The 17,920-nt window shown below is 64.2% G+C and carries 18 protein-coding genes and 1 riboswitch; of the genes, 9 read left to right on the forward strand and 9 right to left on the reverse strand.

The window, feature by feature from the left end; translation table 11 throughout:
* Position 1: 1 nt before the first annotated feature.
* From gcvPB to NYQ83_RS06695, 6 genes are all read right to left on the reverse strand, one after another.
* Entirely contained in the window at positions 2-1,576 is a 1,575-nt protein-coding gene (gene gcvPB / locus NYQ83_RS06670) for an aminomethyl-transferring glycine dehydrogenase subunit GcvPB (protein ID WP_261213480.1), read from the reverse strand.
* A 64-nt stretch (positions 1,577-1,640) separates the two neighbouring features.
* Positions 1,641-2,981 (reverse strand): aminomethyl-transferring glycine dehydrogenase subunit GcvPA, encoded by a 1,341-nt coding sequence (gene gcvPA / locus NYQ83_RS06675; RefSeq protein WP_261213481.1) that lies wholly within the window; start codon positions 2,979-2,981, stop codon positions 1,641-1,643.
* A 90-nt stretch (positions 2,982-3,071) separates the two neighbouring features.
* Positions 3,072-3,533, reverse strand: a complete 462-nt coding sequence (locus tag NYQ83_RS06680) for an OsmC family protein (protein WP_092809223.1) — start codon at positions 3,531-3,533, stop codon at positions 3,072-3,074.
* The gene (gene gcvH, locus NYQ83_RS06685) at positions 3,530-3,901 is read right to left on the reverse strand and encodes a glycine cleavage system protein GcvH (RefSeq protein ID WP_128292438.1); all 372 of its coding nucleotides are present in this window, start codon (positions 3,899-3,901) and stop codon (positions 3,530-3,532) included. Before gcvH ends, NYQ83_RS06680 begins: the two co-directional genes overlap by 4 nt.
* Positions 3,898-5,064, reverse strand: coding sequence for a glycine cleavage system aminomethyltransferase GcvT (gene gcvT / locus NYQ83_RS06690; protein ID WP_246008478.1), 1,167 nt, complete (start codon positions 5,062-5,064; stop codon positions 3,898-3,900). Before gcvT ends, gcvH begins: the two co-directional genes overlap by 4 nt.
* 176 nt (positions 5,065-5,240) lie before the next feature.
* Positions 5,241-5,344: riboswitch (glycine riboswitch) on the reverse strand.
* Between the two features lie 131 nt (positions 5,345-5,475).
* A complete protein-coding gene (locus NYQ83_RS06695) occupies positions 5,476-6,066 on the reverse strand; it encodes a hypothetical protein (RefSeq protein ID WP_128292436.1) in 591 nt (196 codons plus the stop codon).
* A 153-nt stretch (positions 6,067-6,219) separates the two neighbouring features.
* Here NYQ83_RS06695 and NYQ83_RS06700 point away from each other — a divergent pair, with 153 nt between their 5' ends.
* A complete protein-coding gene (locus NYQ83_RS06700; protein WP_128292435.1) occupies positions 6,220-7,359 on the forward strand; it encodes a site-specific DNA-methyltransferase in 1,140 nt (379 codons plus the stop codon).
* A gap of 6 nt (positions 7,360-7,365) precedes the next feature.
* Here NYQ83_RS06700 and NYQ83_RS06705 read toward each other — a convergent pair whose 3' ends face one another.
* Together NYQ83_RS06705 and mutY are read right to left on the reverse strand one after the other, a co-directional pair.
* Complete coding sequence (locus NYQ83_RS06705) at positions 7,366-8,007, reverse strand: HAD family hydrolase (protein WP_261213485.1); 642 nt, start codon at positions 8,005-8,007, stop codon at positions 7,366-7,368.
* Positions 8,008-8,112: 105 nt separating this feature from the next.
* Positions 8,113-9,192 (reverse strand): A/G-specific adenine glycosylase, encoded by a 1,080-nt coding sequence (gene mutY, locus NYQ83_RS06710; RefSeq protein WP_261213486.1) that lies wholly within the window; start codon positions 9,190-9,192, stop codon positions 8,113-8,115.
* Positions 9,193-9,351: 159 nt separating this feature from the next.
* Between mutY and NYQ83_RS06715 the strand changes: the two genes are divergently transcribed.
* From NYQ83_RS06715 to NYQ83_RS06750, 8 genes are all read left to right on the forward strand, one after another.
* Positions 9,352-9,819 carry a DUF721 domain-containing protein gene (locus NYQ83_RS06715; protein WP_261213489.1) on the forward strand — a complete coding sequence of 156 codons (468 nt, stop codon included), beginning with the start codon at positions 9,352-9,354 and terminating at the stop codon, positions 9,817-9,819.
* Between the two features lie 127 nt (positions 9,820-9,946).
* The gene (locus NYQ83_RS06720) at positions 9,947-10,615 is read left to right on the forward strand and encodes a DsbA family protein (RefSeq protein WP_164879639.1); all 669 of its coding nucleotides are present in this window, start codon (positions 9,947-9,949) and stop codon (positions 10,613-10,615) included.
* A 69-nt stretch (positions 10,616-10,684) separates the two neighbouring features.
* Entirely contained in the window at positions 10,685-14,161 is a 3,477-nt protein-coding gene (gene smc, locus NYQ83_RS06725; RefSeq protein ID WP_261213492.1) for a chromosome segregation protein SMC, read from the forward strand.
* Positions 14,162-14,354: 193 nt separating this feature from the next.
* Positions 14,355-14,759 carry an AtpZ/AtpI family protein gene (locus NYQ83_RS06730; RefSeq protein WP_314733290.1) on the forward strand — a complete coding sequence of 135 codons (405 nt, stop codon included), beginning with the start codon at positions 14,355-14,357 and terminating at the stop codon, positions 14,757-14,759.
* Between the two features lie 40 nt (positions 14,760-14,799).
* Positions 14,800-15,579, forward strand: a complete 780-nt coding sequence (locus tag NYQ83_RS06735; protein ID WP_261213494.1) for a F0F1 ATP synthase subunit A — start codon at positions 14,800-14,802, stop codon at positions 15,577-15,579.
* Between the two features lie 48 nt (positions 15,580-15,627).
* Complete coding sequence (locus NYQ83_RS06740) at positions 15,628-15,855, forward strand: F0F1 ATP synthase subunit C (protein ID WP_092810041.1); 228 nt, start codon at positions 15,628-15,630, stop codon at positions 15,853-15,855.
* A gap of 70 nt (positions 15,856-15,925) precedes the next feature.
* Positions 15,926-16,498 (forward strand): F0F1 ATP synthase subunit B, encoded by a 573-nt coding sequence (locus tag NYQ83_RS06745; RefSeq protein WP_234629447.1) that lies wholly within the window; start codon positions 15,926-15,928, stop codon positions 16,496-16,498.
* Positions 16,499-16,500: 2 nt separating this feature from the next.
* A complete protein-coding gene (locus tag NYQ83_RS06750; RefSeq protein WP_128292428.1) occupies positions 16,501-16,986 on the forward strand; it encodes an ATP F0F1 synthase subunit B in 486 nt (161 codons plus the stop codon).
* A gap of 162 nt (positions 16,987-17,148) precedes the next feature.
* Here the strand turns inward: NYQ83_RS06750 and NYQ83_RS06755 are convergent, their stop codons facing one another.
* On the reverse strand, positions 17,149-17,841 hold the full coding sequence (locus NYQ83_RS06755; RefSeq protein WP_261213497.1) for a ribonuclease HII: 693 nt from the start codon (positions 17,839-17,841) through the stop codon (positions 17,149-17,151).
* Between the last annotated feature and the right edge of the window lie 79 nt (positions 17,842-17,920).

Below are 17,920 nucleotides of genomic sequence, written 5' to 3' on the forward strand. Positions count from 1 at the left end.
CTTATTCGGCCGCTTCGGCCTCTGCCTCGCTTGCAGGCGGCGTCCAGCGCAGCACCGGCTTGCGGGCCGCACCGGTCTCGTCGAGCCGGCGGCGCGGTGCGAAGCGCGGCGCGTCGACGAAGCGGGCCGTATCCCCCGCTTTCGCGGACATCACGAGATCGCGCAAAGTCGCCGTGAAGACATCGAGCGAAGCGCGGCTTTCCGATTCCGTCGGCTCGATCAGCATCGCGCCTTTGACGACTAGCGGGAAATACATGGTCATCGGGTGGAAGCCCTCGTCGATCATCGCCTTGGCGAAATCGAGCGTCGTGACCTCCGTCTCCTCCAGGAAGCTCTCATCGAAGAGAACTTCGTGCATGGAGGGATGATCCGGGAAAGGCAGAGACATCAGATCCTGCAGGCGGGCACGCACGTAATTGGCGTTCAACACCGCGTCCTCGGCCACCTGCCGCATGCCGTCGGCGCCGTGCGACAGCATCCAGGCGAACGCCCGTACGAACATACCCATCTGGCCGTGGAAGGCGGTCATGCGCCCGAACGGCTTCTCCTCGCAGTCTTCCGCCGTCTCGATGAGACGATAGCCTGCCTCGGTCTTCGCAATCAGCGGCAGCGGCGCGAAGGGCGCAAGCGCCTCCGACAAAACCGTGGGACCGGCGCCGGGGCCACCACCGCCATGCGGGGTGGAGAAGGTCTTGTGCAGATTGATATGCATGGCGTCGACGCCGAGATCGCCCGGCCGCACCTTGCCCAAAATCGCGTTCAGATTGGCGCCGTCGCAGTAGAAATAGCCACCCGCCTCATGGATCGCTTCGGCGATCGCCACGATCTGCGGCTCGAACAGCCCGCAGGTGTTGGGGTTGGTCAGCATCAAGGCAGCGACATCGCCTTCATGCTTGGCGCAAATCTCGCGCACCATCTCGGCTGCCACCGTGCCGTCCTCGTCGGCCGGAACGGTGACGACCTTGAAGCCGAGGAGCGCGGCCGTCGCCGGATTGGTACCGTGCGCGGAGGCCGGCACCAGGACGGTGCGACGATCCTCGCCGCGGGCGGCAAGCGCTGCCTTCACCGACATCATGCCGCAAAGCTCGCCATGGGCGCCCGCTTTCGGGCTCATGGCGACGGAGGCCATGCCGGTCAATGTGCAGAGATAGCGGCCGCATTCGTGGATGAGCTCGAGCGCTCCCTGCACGGTGTCGACCGGCTGCAGCGGATGAAGGTCGGCAAAGCCCGGCAGCCGCGCCATCTGCTCGTTGAGGCGCGGATTGTGCTTCATCGTGCACGAGCCGAGGGGGTAGATCCCCATATCGATGGCGTAATTCTTCTGCGACAGGCGCACGTAATGGCGCATCGCTTCCGGCTCCGAGAGGGCCGGCAGATCGAGCGCCGCCTGCCGCTTCTGGCCACCTAGACGCGGCGTGAAGGCCGCGGGCTCTTCGATATCGACGCCTGAGACGCCGTCGCGGCCGAGCTCGAACAAGAGCGGCTCGGAAATATCGAGCGCCTTGTTGCCGGAAAAGGTCGGCCGCTTCGGCTTCAGAGTGGCGAGGCTCGGGGCAAGATGTTCGTCATTCACCATGAAGGTGTCTCCAAAATCGCGCGCGGCGATGAAAAACAACGGCTGAGCGGGCAGCGCATGGGATTCAAAGCGCCGCCTTGATGGCCGAGGCGTAGGCGGCGATATCGTCGTCCGTGGCTGTCTCGGTTGCGGCGACGACGATGAGATCGTCGAGACCGCAATCGGGTTCGAGCCGCGACACGGGCAGGCCCGCGACGATGCCGGCGTCGGCGAGCTTTTCCACGAGACCCGCCGCATCGGCCGGCACGCGGATGGTAAATTCGTTGAAGAAGCTGTCGTTGACGACCTCGACGCCCGAAATCGCGCCGAGCGCATCGGCGAGACGGCAGGCGCGCTCATGGTTGCGAAGAGCGAGCTTCTTCAAGCCATCGCCGCCGAGCAGCGCCATATGCGCCGTGAAGGCGAGCGCGCAGAGGCCGGAATTGGTGCAGATGTTGGAGGTCGCCTTGTCGCGGCGGATATGCTGCTCACGGGTGTTGAGCGTCAGCACATAACCGCGCTTGCCTTCCCGGTCGCGGGTCTCGCCGCAAAGACGGCCCGGCATCTGGCGGATGTATTTCTGCTTCGTCGCGAAGAGACCGACATAAGGCCCGCCGAAGGAGAGCGCATTGCCGATCGACTGGCCCTCGCCGACGACAATATCGGCGCCCTGGGCGCCCGGCGGCTCGATGAGACCGAGAGACACGACCTCGGTGAAGACGGCGACGAGAAGCACGCCCTTTTCCCGGCAGCGCGCAGCAAGCGGCTTCAGGTCGATGAGCTGGCCGTAGAAAGACGGCGACTGGACGACGACGCAGGCAACGTCTTCGCTGATCTCGGCAAGGAGATCCTCGCCACCCTTCGGATCAGGCGGCAGCGAGATGCATTCGTCGTCTTCCATATTGGCGAGCGTCTCGACGACCTCGCGATATTGCGGATGCAAGCCGCCGGAGAGAACCGCCTTGGAGCGCTTCGTCACGCGGCAGGCCATCAGCACGGCCTCGGCCGTCGCCGTGGAGCCGTCATACATGGAGGCGTTGGCGACCTCGGTGCCGGTCAATTCGGCAACCTGGGTCTGGAATTCGAACAGGGTCTGCAGCGTGCCCTGGCTGATCTCCGGCTGATAGGGCGTGTAGGAGGTCAGATACTCCGAGCGCTGGATGATGTGATCGACGCTCGCCGGCACGTGATGGTGATAGGCGCCTGCGCCCAGGAAGAACGGCCCGTCACCGGCCGCGCGATTTTTGGCGGCAAGCCGGCGCATCAGCCGGGCGACTTCCATCTCGCTCTTGTGTCGCGGCAGATCGACCGCCTCTTTCAGAAGCTTGTCGGCCGGAACGTCGCGAAACAATTCGTCGATGGTTTCGACGCCGATCACGCGCAGCATATCGGCGCGGTCCTGATCGGTATGGGGGAGATAGCGCATATGGAACCCGAAACTTAGTGGCGGGGAGAGCCAGAGAGCCCGCCCCTGATGGGGCGGGGCGAGGCGTGAAAGCGCGGCGTCAAGGACGCCTCACTCGCGGAAATCGACAACGATTTCCGACTTCAAAGAATTGCCGATGAAGCAGAGCTCGTGTGCCTGCTCGTGCACTTTTTCGAGCATTGCGTGATCCGGCTGGTCGCCATCGAAGGTCACCTTCGGACGCAGGATGATCTTCGTCAGCCCCTTCTTGCGCGGCTCGAAAACGCCGAGGATACCTTCGGCCTTGTCCTCGTAGGCGACCGGCGTGAAGCCGTGCTTGCGGATCAGGTCGATGAAGAAGAGCATGTGGCAGCTCGACAGAGAGGCGACGAGCCCCTCTTCCGGATCCACGGCATCTTCCTTGATCACGGCCGCCGGCAACACGGCAGGTCCCGGCGAGGCCGGAACGACGAGGCCCGCATCGAGATGCCATTCATGAACGCGGCTATGCTTGTTGGCGCGCACCGCCTCGGCGTCGCCCTTCCATTCGATCGTTGCGTAGTAGCTGCTCATAATTCCTCGCAGAAAGCCTTGTAGGCGGCCTCGTCCATGAGACCGTCGAGTTCGCTTTTGTCGGAGAGCTTGACGCGGAAGAACCAGCCATCACCCTCCGGCGCCTCATTGACCGTCTGCGGCGCGTCCTCCAATGCGGCATTGGAGTCCGTCACCTCGCCGGAAACCGGCGCATAGACCTCGCTCGCGGCCTTCACCGATTCCACGACCGCCACCTCGTCACCCTTGGCGATCGCCTTGCCCTTCTCAGGAAGCTCCACGAAAACGACGTCTCCCAATTGCTCGGCGGCAAAGGGAGTGATGCCGATTGTGGCCGTGTCGCCATCCAGGCGCACCCATTCGTGCTCCTTGCTGTAACGGGTCGTCATTGTTTGGCTCCTGATTTCGGGCGGTGGTAGCAGTGCGGGACAAAGGGAAGAGGCGCGACCTCGGCGGGCTCCGCGCCACGCCGGCCGGCGAGATGCAATTCGGTGCCGGGATCGGCATAGGCGCGGTCGACATAACCCATCGCGACAGGGCCCCCGACGGTCGGACCGAAGCCTCCCGAGGTCACTTCGCCGATGACGGAATCGCTTGCACCCAGGATCTGAGCGCCTTCGCGCACCGGGGCGCGACCGGAAGGCTTCAGGCCCACGAGACGGCGCGAGGGACCATCGGAAAGTTCGGCCAGGATGCGGCCGGCACCCGGAAAGTCGCCACGCTCGCGGCGCGCCTTGGCGATGGCAAAGCGCAGCCCCGCCTCGACCGGAGACGTGGTTTCGTCGATATCATGACCGTAGAGCGGCAGCCCGGCCTCGAGCCGGAGCGAATCGCGCGCGCCAAGACCAATGGGCTTCACTTCTTCATGCGCGAGAAGCACTCTCGCTAAAGCCTCGGCTTCATCCGCGGAGACAGAAATCTCAAACCCGTCCTCGCCGGTATAACCGGAGCGCGAGAGATGCACTTTTGCGGAATGGCCATCACCGAGCCGGATTTCGGCACGCGCGGCCTGCATGAAGGTGAGATCCGCCACCTCGGGACAGAGGCCACTCAGGACCTCTGCGGCGGCAGGCCCCTGAAGGGCCAGAAGCGCGCGATCTTCGACCGCCTCGAGCGTGACCCCGTCCGGCAGACGCTCGCGCACATAATCGTCGTCGATCTCCTTGCGCGCGGCATTGAAGACCATGAAGAGACGGCCCTCGTCCTCCTCGCCGGCAAGGCGCGCGACCATGAAATCGTCGACGATGCCGCCGTTGTCGAGAAGAAGAAACGTGTAGCGCTGCCGGCCGGGTTTCAGCCCCTGGAAGTCGCCGGGCGCCAGACGCTCCAGCGCTTTGGCGACCGTCTCGTGATCCGGAGCCGAGAGAATTCGCTGGCCCATATGGGAGACATCGAAGAGCCCCGCACGGTCGCGCGTCCAATGGTGCTCGCCGATGATGCCATCATACTGAACCGGCATGGCATAGCCGGCGAAAGGCACCATACGCCCGCCCAGCTCCTGATGGAGCTCGAACAAAGGGGTGCGCTTCAAATCACTGATATCAGTCGCCACACGACCTCCCGCAACAGATTTCGAACGCAGTCGGACCTTCGACCCTTCCACGCCCCCTCTGTCGCAGGACCTGAGAGATTCCCGGCCTGAGGCCATACGCCTCCGCCGGTTACTCCGTCGGTGAGCCGCCGACTCTCGCTACAAATAGAGAGCCGGTGCTGCTTTCCAGAGTGTCGCTCGCCGTCACGGTCCCGTGGCCTGAGAGTTTCCGGGGCGGTTGCTCCTTCGGCGTTTCAAAACAGGCTTCAAACCTGCAATGAAACTCTCCCGAGCGGCGTATCGTCAGGGCAGGCCGCGACTGGACCTGCCCCGCTTATCATCGGCATCGCTGCGACGGAGTCAACGCACAACGCGCGTCGAACCCGTTTGTCAGCACCCTTTTGCCGCCACACGCAACAAAATGCGCTTGGCTCAGCGCTTGGAGTCCTCGTCGAAGCCGACATAGATGATGTAATCGCGGTCGTTGCCGGGCGACGGCACGGTCACCTCGTAAACCTGTGAAAACACGCTCGAAAGCTCCGGTCCAATGGTGACGGAGACCTTCTTCAGCTCGGAGGTGAGCACCGCCTCGTCGTGTTTCACGACCACGATGCGAATCGGCAGATCGACCGTCGCCTGCCCACCCTGCGGGCCCGCGAGAACCCGCCCGGACACACCGATCCTGAGGGTCAGATTGCCGGACGCATCGTAAAGGCATTCGCGCGCGGTCTCTCCGAGACTGCCCTGCCAGACGAGGTTTTCGTCGCTTTCTTCGGCACCCCGCTTGTAGCGCCGCAGGGTCTGCGTATCGGCCTTAATGCGCAGATCCGGACAATAGCTCGGCCCGAGATAGCGGCGGATGTCGATCTCGTTGGAGCCTTTCTGGGCGGTACCGGGCTCGACAGGCACGGTTTCCTCGGCTCCGCCACCGAAGCCCAGCCCGCCGAGACAGCCGGCAAGCAGGAACGACAGGGAGAGTGCGGCAAGGAGCGAGACGGCAGGGATCGGAAAGGAGGGACGCACGGCAAACCTATGAATTGGCTCAAGAGCGGCCGGCTCTATAGCAGTCCCCGCGTCAGAAATTAAGGCTTTAGGAAACGTTAACCCTGTTTGTCAACCCGACATTCACCCTGTTCTGCGAGCGTAGTTAACGACCGGAAGGGGAGAGTTTTGTCGATGCGTACTGCTTCCAAGCGGCCAGGTGCCGGCTTCGCAAGCGTTCTGCCGAGCCTGCCGCAGGACGTGATTTTGAAGGGCGATTGCATCCCGATGATGGAAAAATTGCCGGCCAAAAGCGTCGATCTCATCTTCGCCGATCCGCCTTACAACCTGCAGCTCCAGGGCGACCTGCATCGCCCGGACCAATCGCGGGTCGATGCGGTCGACGATGCCTGGGACCAGTTTTCCGATTTCGCCGCCTATGATGCGTTCACGCGTGCCTGGCTTTTGTCGGCGCGCCGCGTTCTGAAACCCGATGGCGGGCTGTGGGTGATCGGCTCCTATCACAATATCTTCCGCCTCGGCACGATCCTGCAGGATCTGGGCTTCTGGATCCTGAACGACATCGTCTGGCGCAAGACCAACCCGATGCCGAATTTCCGCGGCCGGCGTTTCGCCAATGCGCATGAGACGCTGATCTGGGCGGCGCCCTCGCCGAAGGCCAAGCGCTACACCTTCAATTACGACGCGCTCAAAGCCTTCAACGACGACCTGCAGATGCGGTCCGACTGGACCTTGCCGATCTGCACCGGCGAGGAGCGGCTCAAGGACGAGACCGGGCGCAAGGTGCACCCGACACAGAAGCCGGAATCGCTTCTCTACCGCGTTCTCCTGTCCACGACGAAGCCGGGCGAGACGGTTCTCGATCCCTTCTTTGGAACGGGGACGACGGGTGCGGTCGCCAAAAAGCTCGGCCGCCATTTCATCGGCATTGAGCGCGAACAATCCTATATCGATGCTGCGGAAGCTCGCATCGAGGCGGTGCGTCCCTCAGATGCTCCGGCGCTCAGCGTCGTCCAGGGCAAACGCGCCCAGCCGCGCATTCCCTTCGGCACGCTGCTTGAAGCCGGTCTCGTGAAGCCGGGCGAGCGCCTTTACGATCCCAAGGGCCGCTTGAGCGCGCTCGTGCGTGCCGACGCCTCGCTCATCTACGAAAAAGACGGCCGGCGCCACGAAGGCTCGATCCACCGCGTCGGCGCCGCGGTTCAGGGCCTCGAAGCCTGCAATGGCTGGGTCTTCTGGCACATGCGCACCAAAGAGGGGCTGAAGCCCATCGATTGCCTGCGCGATACGGTTCGCGGCGCTCTGGCTGCCTGAGGGATCTCAGGCCCTTGCAAGCCGCTGCTTCGCGCGATCGAGCTTCACGCCCTCTGAAGCGAGATCGGCGCGAAGCTTATCCGCACCGGTGAAATGCAGCGCTCGCCAGCCGGCCTGGCGTGCGCCTTCGACGTTCGGCTCGCTGTCGTCGATGAAGAGGGCCGCGGCCGGATCGAGATCGAAAGCCGCCGCGTGGTGGCGATAGATCGCCAGGTCCGGCTTCACCAGGCCGAGCTCGCCCGACACCGTCACGCCGCGGGTTGCGTTCAAAAACGGGAACCGCTCTCGAGCCTCCACGAACGTGTCCGGGGCGAAGTTCGTCAAGAGCGTGACGTCGTAGCCGGCCGCCAGAGTATCCTGAAACACGGCGACGCTGTCCTCATAAGCGTAAGGCACCATCATCGACCAGCGCCGGCGAAACGCTCGGATCAGCTCCGCCTTGTCGGGATGACGGGCGATCGCTTCCGCTTCCGCGTCGCCCCAGGACCGGCCGCGGTCCTGTTCCAGGTTCCAGGCGTTGGAGCACACCTCCTCCAGGAAGACGCGGCGCTCGGCCTCGGCGGGAATGAGCTCTTGATAGGCAAGGTGCGGATCGTAATGCAGAAGCACCTTGCCGATGTCGAAGACGATGTGACGGATCGGTTGCATGGCCTTCCCCATAGCCGGCGCATGATCGCAAATCCATGACGCGGAGTTCGATGCGGCGAATGCGCGAGACGCCGCCGGCAGGTGCGCCGGCACGATCGCACGCCCTCACCTTGTCGCCCGCGCCTTAGTTGCCCCCGGGATCGCCACCTCGACGATTTTCGCCATGACGGTCGGCAGGCCGGCATCCTTCAGGTTTTCAAGGTCGTGCCACCAGAAGCCTTCGGGCGCCGGCGTCTCGGGGGGCAAAGCGGCCTGCCAGATCGTCACCTTCAAATCGATATGCGTGAAGATATGCGAGACCTGCGGCGCGATCTTGCGCCAGGGCGCGGAAAGCGGCGGGGTCGGCATCCGCGTTACGGGCGATTCCTGCCACGGCCCCGTCGGCACTTCGCTCATCCCCCCGAGGAGGCCCTTCGGAGGGCGCCGCGACAGCAGGATCTTGCCGTCATCGCGCAAAGCCACGAAGGCACCGGCGAACTTCTTTGCCTTCGCCCGCTTCGGCGCCTTGACGGGATAGGCCTCCTCGCGCTGCTCGCCATGCGCACGGCACATCATATTGAGCGGGCAGAGTGCGCAGGCGGGACGTTTCGGCGAGCAGATCGTGGCGCCGAGATCCATCATGGCTTCGGCGAACTCGCCCGGACGGTCCTGCGGCACGAGCGGGCGCAGCGTCTCTCGGATCTCCGACTTTGCCTGCGGCAGCGGCCGGTCGATGGCGAAAAGCCGGGACACGACACGCTCGACATTGCCGTCGACGACCGGCACCGGCTCGTCGAAGGCGATCGCGGCGATAGAGGCGGAGGTATAGGGGCCGATGCCCGGCAATTTGGCGAGTTCGTCCGCCTTGCGGGGCATCATGCCTCCGTAATCCTCGGCGACGCGGCGAGCGCAGGCGACCAGGTTGCGAGCCCGCGAATAATAGCCGAGCCCCGCCCAGGCGGCCATCACCTCCTCTTCCGGGGCGGCGGCGAACGCCATCATGTCCGGCCAGCGGGCCGTGAAGGCGGCAAAGTACTCGCCGACGGCCTTCACGGTGGTTTGCTGCAGCATGACTTCGGAGAGCCAGACGCGATAAGGGTCCGGCCTGACCCCGGCACGGCGCCATTTCGGGCCGATGCGCCAGGGCAAGGTGCGCGCATGGCGCTCGTACCAGGCCAGCAAAGGCTGGGCGAGCACGTCCTTCATGGACGCGTCTTCCCCATTTTCCAAGGAAAGCCCCTCTTCCGAGGGGAAGCCGACAGGTCTAGACTGAGTCATTCCGGCCATGGAGCTTGAGAAAATGGCTATTGCAAGTGGCCCGGTGAGATTTTCTGTCGCGACAGGTCGTAGTCGAGGAGGCAAAAGTTGGCGGGACCCGTTCCGACGAAAGCAAAACCGATCGCCGAACTCATTGGCGGCACGCTCGACCCGTTGATGCGCAAGCGCGGTCTCGCCAAGGCGGACATTCTGCGCTGGTGGCCCGAGATCGTCGGCAGCCGCTATGCGGGGCTGACGGCGCCTGAACGGATCCGCTGGCCGCGCAATGACGGCGAACGGGCCGCGACCTTGATCGTCCATGCCGATCCGAGCGTGGCGCTGCCATTATCTTATGAGCTCGAGGGCGTACGTGACCGGCTCAACGCCTTTCTCGGCTTTCGCGCCGTCGGCGTGGTGAAACTGGTGCAACGCCCTTTTGCGAGCGAACCCAAGGCCGTACCGCGGCCCGCGGGGCCGCAGACCAACGAACGTCTTGAGACGAAACTCGCGACCGTCGACGGACCACTTCGCGATTCTCTGCGGGCGCTCGGACGTGCCATCCTGGCACGCTCATGACCCTCATTCTCGCGGGCTCGTGACCCCGTGAGACAGAGGCGGCTCTTTGCGGCCACATTCATCCGCCCTAAACACGCGCCTGAGCGCTGTTAAATTGTTCATGCCGCCTTCATGCCCTTCCGGGAGAATGGCGGCTCCCTCAGGAGGTTTCCCTTTGCCGTTGTTCACCCGCCGACAATTCGCCGCCACCGCCCTCATTGCCGGGCTTTTCGCCGCAGCCCCGGCCTTTGCGCAGGACGAAGGCCCGTCAGAAGTGCCGATGGACCAGTTGATGGCATCGGGACCGATCCCCGACCGCGCTCTCGGCTCAGAGGACGCACCCGTCACGATCGTCGAATACGCGTCCATGTCCTGTTCGCATTGCGCGGACTTCCACAACGAGACCTATCCGAAGCTGAAAGAGCAGTATATCGACACCGGAAAGGTTCGCTTCGTCTTCCGCGAATTCCCGATCGATGCCGCGGCCTTCGCCATCGCCATGACGGCGCGCTGCGCACCGGAAGACCGCTATTTCGATATCATCGACCTGTTCTTCGAGCATCAGCTCGACTGGATCCGCGCCGAGGATCATTACGGAGCCATTCTCGATCTCGCCAAGCAGGCAGGCTTTTCTGAGGAAAGCTTCGAGGCATGCTTGCAAAAACAGGAATTGTTCGATGGACTAAGCGCCAGACGAGACAAGGCTTCGAAGGAATTCGGCGTTCACGGTACCCCGACTTTCTTCATCAACGGCGAGAAGCTGGTCGGAGCGCGATCATTTGATGAGATCAAGGCCAAGATCGAGGCGGCGCTTTAAGCCCTCCTGCGAGAGGGCTGCGTCCGATTCCGGCCTCACCAGGTCTTGTGACATTAACGGCGGCCGCGGATGAAAATCACGCGGCTGCGGATCGCCGGCTTCAAATCATTCGTCGACACCACGGATGTGGCCATCGAGCCCGGGCTTTCCGGCGTCGTCGGCCCGAACGGTTGCGGCAAGTCGAACCTCGTCGAAGCCCTGCGCTTCGTCATGGGCGAGAGCTCGTTCAAGGCCATGCGCGGCTCGGGCATGGACGATGTGATCTTTGCCGGTTCAACCAACCGGCCGGCGCGCAACGCCGCCGAGGTGAGCCTTCAGGCGATCGTCGACGGTGCGGCGGCGGCTCACGTCATGAAGCCCGGCCAGACACCGGCGACCAGCGCCGAACTTGAGATCAGCCGCAGGATCGAGCGGGAGGCGGGCTCCACCTACCGCGTCAACGGGCGCGAGGTGCGCGCCCGCGACGTGAATATCCTATTTGCCGATGCGGCGACCGGCGCGCGCTCTTCGGCTCTCGTGCGCCAGGGCCAGATCGGCGAGCTGATTGCCGCCAAACCCAAAGACCGGCGCTCGATCCTTGAAGATGCCGCCGGCATTTCGGGACTGCATTCGCGCCGTCACGAGGCGGAGCTGAAGCTCAAGGGCGCGGAGCAAAACCTCGAGCGCCTGGAAGACGTCCTCGGCGAGATCACGGGCCAGCTCGAAACATTGAAGCGGCAGGCGCGGCAGGCCGCCCGCTACCGCAACCTCTCTTTCGACATCCGCAAGATGGAGGCGCAGCAGGCGCTGATCCGGCTGAGCGAAACCGATGAACGCCTCGCCAAGGCGGAAACGGCCCTCAACCAGGCGGGACTTGCCCTCGCCAAAGCTGCGGAAGAGCAGTCGAAGGCCGCCAGAGAAGAAGCGGTATCAAGCTCATCCTTGCCCAAGCTGCGTGAGAAGGCTGCCGCAGCCTCGGCAGCCGTGCAGCATTTGCGGCTCAAATCCGAAGAGCTGAAACGCGAAGCCGCACGGCGGGAAACCCGGCAGCGCGAGCTTGAGAGCCGGCGCAAGGAAACGGCCGAGGACGTCGCCCGCGAGGAGGAGCATGGCCGCGAAGCGCGCTCCGCGCTCGCCACGTTCTCCGCCGAGGCGAAGACGCTCACCCGCGACAAGGAGGGCGCGGTCAAGCGGCTCGCCGAAGCGACGGCGACAGCGAAGGAGCGGGCCGAGGCGCTTGCCAAGGCCGAGGCGGAACTGTCAGAAGCCCGGGCCGAGCTTGCGGCGCAAGCCGCCGAACGCCGCCAGCAGGAGATGCGGGTGCGCGAAGCGGAGGCAGCGCGCGAACGCCTTCTCGGCGAGGCCCGGAAGTTGAAGGCGGAACAGGCCGAGCTTGCCCAGAAAGCCGGGTCCGAAGGCACCGTCGAGGCCGCCAGATCCGCGCTCGAAGCTGCGGAAAAGGCGCTGAAAACGGCCGAAGAGACCGCCCAGAAGAAAGAGCAGGAGATCCAGCGCGCCCGTGAGGGCGAGGCGAAAGCCCGCGAAAAGAGAGCGGAAGGATTGCGCGCCCTCACCGCTCTGCAGGCCGAAGAAAAGACGCTTGCCCAGCTCCTGCGGCCCGCAACCGACAGCCATTTCGTCCCGGTCGTCGAGGGGCTGAAGGTCGAGCCCGGCTACGAAGCGGCACTTGCAGCAGCGCTCGGCGAAGATCTCGACGCATCGGCCGATCCGCAAGCGCCGTTCTCCTGGCAGGAGCGGGGGAAGATCGAGCGGGCACCAGAACTTCCTTCAAAGGTCCCTCCCCTGGCGCAATTCGTCTCCGGAGAGCCGCGTCTCGTGCCGCGGCTATCGCAGATCGGTGTCGTTGAGGAAGAGGATGGCCACGCACTCTTTCAAAAACTCGCCGTCGGACAGCGCCTCGTCAGCCGCAACGGCGCTCTCTGGCGATGGGACGGCCTGACGATCAAGGGCGGCGCCAAGACGGCGGCGGCCGTTCGCCTGGAACAGAAGAACCGGCTGGAAGCCCTTTCGGGTGAGGTCGCGAAGGCGGAAAAAGACGCCGAGAAGGCGACGGCGGCGCTCGAGAAGGCGACCGAGAAGCGTCGGCACGGCGAAGAGGCTGAACGTCAGGCGCGCCAGGCGCTCAAGGAGGCGCGCAGTCAGCGCGACCGTCAGGCGTCCGCTCTGTCCGAAGCCGAGCGGGTTCTTGCGCGCCAGTCGGAGCGCCTCGCTTCGATCGCAACGAACCTCGCCCGCGTGGAAAGCGATGCCGAGGCGCAGGCGACACGGCTTGAAGAAGCACGCGCCGCGCTTGGCCAGACAAAGGCGAACGAAGAGGCCGAAGCGAAGGCACAACAACTTGCCAAGCACGTGGAGGCCGCTCGCCGCGAAGCCTCCGATGCGCGCGCGGCCGCGGATTCCTTGCGCCATGCAAGCGCGGCGCGCGACGAGCGTCTTTCGGCGCTTGGCCGGGAGATCACGGCCTGGCAGGGCCGGATCGAACGTGCGGCGCGGCGCATCGAAGAATTGCAGGCCCGACAGGCCGAGCTCGACGCAGAAATCGAAAAGCTCGCCGAAGAGCCGGAAACCTATGCCGTGCGCCAGCGCGAATTCGCCTTCGAGATCGACAAGGCGGACACCCATTCGAAGGCAGAAGCCGACCGCCTGGCCGAAGCGGAAACGGCGCATCGCAGCTTCGCCGATGCCGCGAGGCGCGCTCTCGATGGGCTATCCAAGGCCCGCGAGGCAAAAGCGCGAGAGGACGAGCGCACCTCCGCCATTCGCCAGAAACGGGAAGATCTCGTCGCTGAAATCACCGCGCATTTCCGCACCCCTCCCGAGGCGCTGCGGGAAACCGCCGAACTGAAGCCGGGCGCCCCGCTGCCGGAGCTCGCCGCCGTCGACCAGAGGCTGGAGCGGCTGTTGCGCGAGCGCGAGCGCCTCGGTGGCGTCAATCTCCGGGCGGAGGAAGAAGCCAAGGAGGTCGAAGAGCGTCTCACCACGCTGACGGCCGAACGCGACGATCTCACGGCCGCCATCAAGCGCCTGCGTCAGGCCGTGCATTCCCTCAACCGGGAAGGCCGCGAACGGCTGCTCGGCGCCTTCGACACCGTCAACCGGCATTTTCAGGAGCTTTTCCACACCCTTTTCGGTGGAGGATCGGCGGAGCTCATGCTGACCGAATCCGACGATCCCCTCGATGCCGGGCTAGAGATCATGGCACGGCCGCCCGGCAAGAAGCCGCAGATCATGACGCTCCTCTCGGGCGGCGAACAGGCACTCACGACGATGGCCCTGATCTTCGCCGTCTTTCTCACCAATCCCTCGCCGATTTGCGTTCTCGACGAGGTCGATGCGCCGCTCGACGACGCCAATACGGAGCGTTTCTGCGATCTTCTCGGCGATATGCGTCAAAAGACGGAAACCCGCTTTCTCGTCGTCACCCACAATCCGCTCACCATGGCCCGAATGGACCGGCTCTTCGGCATCACCATGGCCGAACGCGGCGTGTCACAACTCGTCTCTGTAGACCTCGAAACGGCTGAACGTTTTCGCGAAGCCGGTTAAAGGGCGGGCAAGGACGGGCCAAGAAAACCTGCCACGATCTATTTCTCTTTTCTTTTCAACGGCATATCCCTAATTTTGATGTTCTTGACTTGGCCTGACGGCAAAATTATGGTGCGCCCGGTTTCGCAGGGGCCCGGACCCGCCCCGTCTTCACGATGGCGCCGCATCAAGGCTTCCAGGAAGGAGCCGGTGAATGGCTGACAAACGCTCCGGCGAGGAGCGCCGGGAGAAGGCGGACGGCGGACAGGGTCCTATGGCCGATACCGACCTGGAACGTCGCTTTGCCGACCTTTCGCGCACCCTGGACAAGGGGAGACGGGTCAGGCAGGCCGCAGAAGCGCCTGAGCGCACCGATTCGTCGGGATATGCGCTTGCGTTACGCATCGCCAGCGAGTTTATCGCAGGTGTTCTGGTCGGAGCGGCCCTGGGATGGGGATTGGACGAGGTCGCAGGGACCTCCCCCTGGGGGCTTATCGGCTTTCTGATGCTGGGATTTGCCGCCGGCGTGCTCAATGTGATGCGCGCCGCGGGTAAAATAGCCGGGCCTTACGACAGGCTCGACAAGGACAAGGACGGCGGGCCTGCCCGTCACGATTGAGGCGAGGCCGATTAAGGCCCGGGGAAGCAAGGGGTAGGCTGTGGCGAGCGAAGCGGCGACGCATTCCGACACCGTGGATCCGATCCACCAGTTTCACATCAACAATCTGGTCGATTTCGGCCAGATCGGCCACAGCACGTTCGCTTTCACCAATTCGGCGCTGTTCATGGCCATTACGGTGATCCTGATCGTCGGCTTTATGATGCTGTCGACGCGCGGCCGTGGCCTCGTGCCGGGCCGCATGCAGAACGTCACTGAGATGTTCTACGAGTTCACGGCCAACATGCTGCGCGAAGCCGCCGGATCGGAAGGCATGCGCTTCTTCCCCTTCGTCTTCACGCTGTTTGCGTTCATCCTGGTGGCGAACCTGATCGGCATGGTGCCGTATTTCTTCACCGTGACGGCGCATATCGTGATCACGGGGGCGCTTGCCCTTCTCGTCATGGCGATCGTGATCGGCTACGGCTTTTCCAAGCACGGCTTCGGCTTTCTGAAGCTCTTCGTGCCCGACGAGGTGCCTGGCGTCATCCTGCCGATGATTGTGGCGATCGAGATCCTCTCGTTCATCTCGCGCCCCGTCAGCCTCTCCATTCGTCTTTTCGCCAACATGCTGGCAGGTCACATCACCCTCAAGGTGTTTGCCGGCTTCATCATCTCGCTGTCGACGTTCGGCGTGATCGGCTGGGCCGGTGCGGTCCTGCCTTTCCTGATGGTGGTGGCGCTCACGGCCCTTGAAATTCTTGTGGCTGTCCTGCAGGCCTATGTCTTCGCAATTCTGACCTGCATGTACCTCAACGACGCGCTGCATCCTTCGCACTGACGGCGCGGTTTTTTCTCCATCCTCTTCCAACACGCAAGGAGCATGAACATGGAAGCAGATGCTGCAAAGCTGATTGGCGCGGGCATCGCCTGCATCGGCATGGGCGGGGCCGGCGTTGGCCTGGGTTCGCTCTTCGGCCACTTCCTCGAAGGCGCATTGCGCAATCCCGCGGCTGCGGACGGCCAGTTCGGCCGCCTCATCTTCGGCTTCGCGGTCACGGAAGCGCTGGGCATCTTTTCGCTCCTGATCGCCCTTCTCCTCATCTTCGCCGTCTAAGCCAGACAGCGAAGACGGCGCGCCGGAGGCACACGCCACCGGCGGCCGAACGGCTTGAGGAGAAGAGCACGTGGTAACAACGGCACTCGCTCAGACGGCCGCGGAAACGGCGGCGGAACATACCGAAATCGCGGATTCGGCCCATGGCGCGTTTCCGCCTTTCGATCCGTCGACGTATCTCTCGCAGCTCATCTGGCTCGCGGTCTTCTTTGGCCTGCTCTATTACCTGCTCAGCAAGATGGTGCTGCCACGCATTGCCACCATCCTTGAGGAGCGGCACGACCGCATCGCCGACGATCTCGCAGAGGCCGAAAAGCTGAAGCGGGAGAGCGACGAGGCGATCGCGGCCTACGAGCAGGCGCTCGCCGAAGCCCGGCAGCGCGCTCACGGCATTGCCCAGGACGCCCGAGACAAGGCGAAAGCCGAGGTCGAGGACGAACGGGCCAAGGCCGAGGCGGAGCTCGAAGAGAAGCTGCAGGCCGCCGAAGCACGTATCGGCGAGGTGCGCGACAAGGCTCTCGCCGAAGTCGATGCGATCGCCAAGGAGACGACCGAGGCGCTCGTTGAGACCCTGTCCGGAGAAGCTCCGGCAGATGCGGAGGTCGGGTCAGCCGTCTCCGCAGCCATGAACGAGCGGAGATAACGATGGACGCAACCAGCCTAGCTTCGCTGTGGGTCTTCATCGGCCTTCTCACCTTCCTCGGCATCATGATCTATCTCGGCGTGCCGAAGATGATGACGGCCGCGCTCGACAAGCGCTCGGAGAAGATCCAGCACGAGCTCGACGAGGCTCGGCGCCTGCGGGAAGAGGCGCAGGCGCTTCTGGCCGAATATCAGCGCCGCCGCCAGGAGGCCGAGGAAGAGGCGGCCGGAATCGTGGCGCTTGCCGAAAACGAAGCGGCTGCCCACGCCGCCGAAGCCAAACAGCGGCTCGAGGAATATATCGAGCGGCGCACGCGCGGTGTGGAACAGCGCATCGCTCAGGCCGAGGCCCAGGCGGTCAGCGACGTGAAGGCACGGGCGGTCGATGTGGCCGTCGCAGCCTCCGCAAAGATCCTCGCTGAACAGAACGAGGGCGCGGTCGGTCAGCGGCTGATCAACAGCTCCATCGAGGGCTTGAAGCGGCACTGAGCAGCTTCGCCAAAGAGACGACAAAAGGCGGGCCTCGGCCCGCCTTTTTCTTTTTCGGCAGACAGTTTATCCGACAGACAGGCGGGACCTCGCCGGGCAGCGCGTGGTTGAGCGCGGCGGCCCGCCCTCTTCGCGGTTCTGCTCTCTACAATATTGCCGGGCCTATTTGCCGGCGAGGAGCGCCGCGATGGGCGCAAAGCTCGTCCGGTGGAGGCGGCACGGCCCGAGCCTCGTCAGGGCCGCTCTGTGGGCCGGCGTCGCGTACCCCTTATGGGAGGCGAGCTCGTAGCCAGCAAACACCCCGTCGCAATGCGCCATCATCCGATCGCGTGACACCTTGGCCACGATCGAGGCTGCAGCAATCGACAGCGAGGAGGCGTCTCCACCGATCAGCGCCTCGCACGGCAGATCGATGTTCGGCACCTTGTCGCGACCGTCGACGAGAACCGCGTCGGCGGGTTGCGGCAGACTTCTGAGGGCACGCGCCATCGCAAGAAGCGCCGCATTGCGGATGTTGATGCGGTCGACGGTGGCCGTCGAGCAATAGGCGACGGCGACATCGGCACAGCCGAGGATCTCTTCATAGAGTTCCTGGCGGCGCAATGCGGTGAGCGCCTTGGAATCATCGATGCCGACCGGGATGTTTTCCTGATCGAGAATCACGGCAGCGGCCACGACCGGGCCGGCGAGCGGCCCCCGGCCCACCTCATCGACGCCCGCGATGCGACGGTAGCCAGCAAGCAGCAGCCGCGTCTCGGCCTGGAGATGCGGGCCGGCAGCCCCGGATGCCTTGGCTGATTTTGCAGTGCCCTGCTTCGGAGCTTTCGGTTTACGAATCGTCTTTGTCGCCGGCATGGACCGCCGATAGGCCGCGGCTACTCCCGATGCAAGCCGGGCGCTTGCCCACGAGGCCGCGCTTTCCACCTTCGGACAC

Origin of the sequence: Afifella sp. JA880 (assembly GCF_025379905.1) — a bacterium.
In the GTDB taxonomy this organism is placed as follows: Bacteria; Pseudomonadota; Alphaproteobacteria; order Rhizobiales; family Afifellaceae; genus Afifella; species Afifella aestuarii.

Bases quoted from the DNA above. Each gene is read 5' to 3' on its own strand.
- gcvPB (WP_261213480.1), bottom strand. From the start codon at position 1,576: ATGGTGAATGACGAACATCTTGCCCCGAGCCTCGCCACTCTGAAGCCG.
- gcvPA (WP_261213481.1), bottom strand. From the start codon at position 2,981: ATGCGCTATCTCCCCCATACCGATCAGGACCGCGCCGATATGCTGCGC.
- NYQ83_RS06680 (WP_092809223.1), bottom strand. From the start codon at position 3,533: ATGAGCAGCTACTACGCAACGATCGAATGGAAGGGCGACGCCGAGGCG.
- gcvH (WP_128292438.1), bottom strand. From the start codon at position 3,901: ATGACGACCCGTTACAGCAAGGAGCACGAATGGGTGCGCCTGGATGGC.
- NYQ83_RS06700 (WP_128292435.1), top strand. From the start codon at position 6,220: ATGCGTACTGCTTCCAAGCGGCCAGGTGCCGGCTTCGCAAGCGTTCTG.
- NYQ83_RS06705 (WP_261213485.1), bottom strand. From the start codon at position 8,007: ATGCAACCGATCCGTCACATCGTCTTCGACATCGGCAAGGTGCTTCTG.
- mutY (WP_261213486.1), bottom strand. From the start codon at position 9,192: ATGAAGGACGTGCTCGCCCAGCCTTTGCTGGCCTGGTACGAGCGCCAT.
- NYQ83_RS06720 (WP_164879639.1), top strand. From the start codon at position 9,947: ATGGCGGCTCCCTCAGGAGGTTTCCCTTTGCCGTTGTTCACCCGCCGA.
- smc (WP_261213492.1), top strand. From the start codon at position 10,685: ATGAAAATCACGCGGCTGCGGATCGCCGGCTTCAAATCATTCGTCGAC.
- NYQ83_RS06730 (WP_314733290.1), top strand. From the start codon at position 14,355: ATGGCTGACAAACGCTCCGGCGAGGAGCGCCGGGAGAAGGCGGACGGC.
- NYQ83_RS06740 (WP_092810041.1), top strand. From the start codon at position 15,628: ATGGAAGCAGATGCTGCAAAGCTGATTGGCGCGGGCATCGCCTGCATC.
- NYQ83_RS06750 (WP_128292428.1), top strand. From the start codon at position 16,501: ATGGACGCAACCAGCCTAGCTTCGCTGTGGGTCTTCATCGGCCTTCTC.
- NYQ83_RS06755 (WP_261213497.1), bottom strand. From the start codon at position 17,841: ATGCCGGCGACAAAGACGATTCGTAAACCGAAAGCTCCGAAGCAGGGC.